Source organism: Planktothrix sp. (assembly GCF_046067725.1).
Taxonomy (GTDB): domain Bacteria; phylum Cyanobacteriota; class Cyanobacteriia; order Cyanobacteriales; family Microcoleaceae; genus Planktothrix.
The window spans coordinates 1-4,335 of the sequence record NZ_JBJUDF010000370.1 but is presented as its reverse complement, the minus strand read 5'-3'; the positions used below and the strand labels follow the sequence as shown (position 1 = coordinate 4,335).

The following is a 4,335-nucleotide window of genomic DNA, read 5'->3' as shown; positions in this document are numbered from 1 at the left end:
CTAATTCTTCTTGTGTTTGATGTAATTGAGATTGATACCGCATCACATCAAATTGCGCTTGACTTAGTTCTTTTTTAAGTTCTGCTAATTCATGGCGGTTTTGATTGAGTTGAGTATGAGATTGTTGTAAAACTGTTTCGGTTTTGTTTAATTGAGTCTGAGATTGTGCTAAAACTGTTTCAGTTTCCTTGAGCTTAGTTTGTGATTGTGTTAACGCTGTTTCGGTTTCCTTGATCTTAGTTTGTGATTGTGCTAAAACTGTTTCGGTTTCATGTAACTGAGACTGAGATTGATCTAATAGAGATTCTGCGGTTTTTAACTGTCTTTTTGTCTGCTCTAATTCTAATTCAATAGACTCAGCTTTTTCTAATTCAGTTTGTTCTTCTTGCAATTGAATTTTTAAAGCTTTATTCTCTTTTTCTAACCGACGCAAATTCGCCCATTCTTGAAACGCCCAAGTTTTATAGAGGGAAGGTTTTAATAATTCTTGCCAAGAAAAATCAGGGGTTTGTTCAGGATGCCATCCTCTACTTTCAAGTTCTTGATAAAGTTCAATGGTTTCAGGAAAGTAATAGTCAATTAATGTTGGTCGCTGACTATTAGATGAAATGTCATTTTTTAATAAAGTCGGGTCGTAAGCGGTTGGAGAAGGATGACTTAAATCTACGTTAAACTTAGAATTAATGGTATCAATATAGGCAGCTTGGTCTTGAATAATTGTTGTCACGTTAGCCAATAGACAACGGTGTTGTTCCTGATTATAAAAATTCAGAATTTTTTGATTATAATGCTGCCAATACTTAACTGCTAATTCGGGCTGATTTTGAAAAACTTCATCTCCTCGCCGATACAAAGAATCAACCACTTCCCAAGGAGAACGATAAATTAATAAAAATTTAGCTTCCGGTAACAGTTTAGCCCAAAATTCTAAAAACAAAGTGGTTCGAGGTTCTTTCCATCCCCAAATCAAACTTAAAGCATTTTGTTCAATGATTTCTTTGGCTTGGTCAACAAATTCTTCCTGAATTTCCAGATGATCTTGTAATGTCCAACCCGCACTACTCACTCCTTGTGAGTCCAGAATATTCATGTGCAAATGATAAAAGTCAAGATTTTCAAAATGACCTTTAATATTGACCTGATCTGCACCTAATAAATTGCGACCAATATGAACCCCTGCACTCTGAAGAATGGATGCGGTTAAGGAGGTTCCTGAACGGTGCATTCCCGTGATAATGAAAACGGTTTGTTCGGTATTGGACTTCTGCATATAATTTAAGATCAACTAACTCCTATATTGTTTTCTATGGTATCTTGTAGAGTTGTATTTAGAAACCCCCTATGATGATTTAGGGAATCATCGTTTACTGACTCTATCCCCGGTTGAGTTCCTCAAACATCCTCTCAGGGTAGTTGCGAACTGAAGTTGAACAACCACAGCCAAGTGACTATCTGAAGTCATCTCTTCCTCTAAGCTATATTAATATTATATTGTCATTTTGAGCGTAGGTTTGCAAATTGTTGGCGTTAGTGAGTCAAAATCTTTGAGCATCCAGCCAATGAATTAGAAATCTTTCCTTTTTTGGGATAACTATTTTAATCAACGGGTTTAGAGCATGGAATGGGGTATTATTCAATCTGATTTACAGTTTGTAAATTCTGCCAAGCTGGTATCAAATCACCCTGCATCAATTGAGCAACCCCTAACAATACTTTAAATTCTGGTTGGTTGGGGTTCAAATCTAAAGCAGGTTTTAAAGCTATTTCTGCTAATTTTGGTTGTAAATTATATAAATAAACAAAGGCTAAATAAGCATGAGCGTTAGGGTTTATGCTATCTAATTTTGTTATAATTTTTAAGGCTGCGATCGCTCCTTTTGCATCTTGTTGTAAAACATTAGCTAAAGCTAAATTATACGCTAAATCTAATCGATTAGGTTCTTGTTTTAAACGATATCCTAACGCTATTTCCGCTTGATTAATATAATCTTGAACCGGATCATATTGATTAATTCGTCCTACCTCGGCAAAAATCGGATCTAACCCTTTGATTCCTTGGGGTAAATTCTCTGATAATGTTCTTAACTGAGTCACTAAATCTATTTCTGGTGCTGTTATTGGAGGAGCTTTAGAATTAATATTTAAGGTAATCTTAGGAGATTCTATTTGATAAGTTTCACCTGTTTTGCGGTTTAAATAAGTAACTTCTAACTGATAATTTCCAGGGATAAGATTAACCGGAGGAAGCATCGCCATCTGTTCTATCACTTGATAACTCTGATTGGATGAATTCCCATATAATTCTCCCATACCAATGCCATGATCATGAAGCCAAAATGATAAACCGTTTTTTTGGTCAGGAGTCAATCTCCAAGTTAAAATTACGATTCCTTCCTGTAATTGTTGTAATGATCCTTGCCATTCATAAGTAACAGGAACCGCAACTCCTGGGGGTGCTTGTTTAGGAATTAAAACTTGTTTTAGCTGTACTTTAGATAAGGATTGTTTTAGGGGTTCAACTTGTACAAACGGAATGATTCTTTGATATAAATTTAAAAAACTATTATCGGGTAATAACCATTGTTTTTTTAAGGAGAATTCGGGACTTTTTTCTAATATTTGCATGGTCATTTGTTGAGCATCTTGAACCCGATCAACTGAACCTTGTTGTCCAGTTTTCGTAACAAACCAAGACATTGAACGTACATCTTGTAAAACATTCTTTTGCTTTGTTCCGACTTGTCTAGCATACACTTGAGAATCTTGTAAACCCCCATAATAGTTTAAATTATGTTGATTAATTTCTGGGGTTGAAGGTAATACCCCTAAATTAGCTTTTAAATTCGGTTGAGATTGAATTATTTCTGCAATCACTTGTTCATGAGGCCAAGGATTTCCTAAATAAACATGATGCTCATTTCCAGGGTTTAAAGTTCTCATAACTTGTCTAACGGGATAACTGCCGATTGGCCATAAATTAAAAATCATTAATATTATGCCTAAACTAACCGTAAACCCGCGAATTTTCCGCCCCCATCGTTGCGGAAATAAAGTTAAAAAATAAGCTAAAATAATTGCTAAAACCGGAAGTAAGGGTAAAGTATACCGAAAATCCTTATTAATATTTAAGGAAGAAATAAAATATCCCCCAACCCAAAATAGAGATAACCATTTTAAGGATATCCAGTTTAAGTTTAATTTGGCAAAATCAGAAAAAGGATGATGTTGTTGATTGCCCGATAACGAATAATGTTTGATAATATAGAAAACAAGTCCAATAATCGGAATAATTAATAACGGCCAGGAAAGATGAGCCGGAACTAATTTAAAATAATAAGTCCAAGCGTCTAAACTGGTTAAAGCTGGATCGCCTTCTGCGATCGCCGAATCAACCGTTGCGCGTTTTCCAGAGGTTAACATTAATAACCAATTAGTTCTCGCCCAAGGAAAAATAACGGCGGTTGATAATAATAAAGCGATCGCTAATTGTAAAAAACGTTGCCATTGACGCTGTTTAAGAATGGTAGCGGTTATCCATAACAAAGGAATAAATAGGAAAAATAAGGCGGTTTGTTTGGTTAAAAGAGCTAGTCCAAAAGTTAACCCAAATCCAATAGAAAATCGCCAAGATTGATCGGATTTAGAAAACCACCATAACGTTAAGCAATAAAAACTTAACGTCACCATTGCCGTTAACGGATAATCTAATAAAAATTGTAACCGATGGTGATAAAGTCCGGGGAAAATTGCGCATAAAACCGTTGCCCAAAATCCCACAGTCGGGTTAAATAATCGCGTTCCTAAACCATAAACCGAAGCGAATAAAATTGCACTGAATAATAAATGAACGGCATTGGTTTGATCCGATCCTAATCCTAATAAATTTTGAAAGGGAATGGTTAATAAATAGGTCAAAGGTGGGATTTTCGGTGACAGCATCCACATCTGAGTCCACCAGTCCCCGGAAAACCCTTGGGGATGTTGCCACATTCGCCAATAATCTAGGGCACTATTGAGATAATCGGCTTGATCCCAAGCGGGCACCGAGTGATCCATCCTAAACCAGATGCGATCGCTCACGGCCACCAAAAGCCAAATTAAGCTGACCCCAATGAGTTCTACAGGGGGTTTTTTGTGCCTCATGCTGCTATCCCATCTGCTGTCTCATTCACTGTATCAAAAAATTTCTCTTCAGGGGGTTGCCAAACTCAATCAGATTTGCTAGATTAATAAAAGTGGAAAACAAGCCGGGATAGCTCAGTCGGTAGAGCAGAGGACTGAAAATCCTCGTGTCGGCGGTTCAAGTCCGCCTCCTGGCACTTTATAAAACCCCTT

General features: G+C 36.6%; 2 protein-coding genes and 1 tRNA gene. 1 reads left to right on the top strand and 2 read right to left on the bottom strand.

What is annotated here, in order from left to right; all coding sequences use genetic code 11:
* Together ACKPEB_RS22910 and ACKPEB_RS22905 are read right to left on the bottom strand one after the other, a co-directional pair.
* On the bottom strand, positions 1–1,270 hold a 1,270-nt coding region (locus ACKPEB_RS22910), incomplete at its 3' end, for a sulfotransferase (protein ID WP_408967346.1).
* 359 nt (positions 1,271–1,629) lie between these two features.
* Complete coding sequence (locus ACKPEB_RS22905; RefSeq protein ID WP_408967345.1) at positions 1,630–4,143, bottom strand: glycosyltransferase family 39 protein; 2,514 nt, start codon at positions 4,141–4,143, stop codon at positions 1,630–1,632.
* Positions 4,144–4,246: 103 nt separating this feature from the next.
* Here ACKPEB_RS22905 and ACKPEB_RS22900 point away from each other — a divergent pair.
* Positions 4,247–4,319, top strand: a tRNA-Phe gene (locus ACKPEB_RS22900).
* The last annotated feature ends 16 nt before the right edge of the window (positions 4,320–4,335 follow it).

What these genes read in the sequence shown, in the direction of transcription:
- ACKPEB_RS22905 (WP_408967345.1), bottom strand. Translation starts at nt 4,143, where the DNA reads ATGAGGCACAAAAAACCCCCTGTAGAACTCATTGGGGTCAGCTTAATT.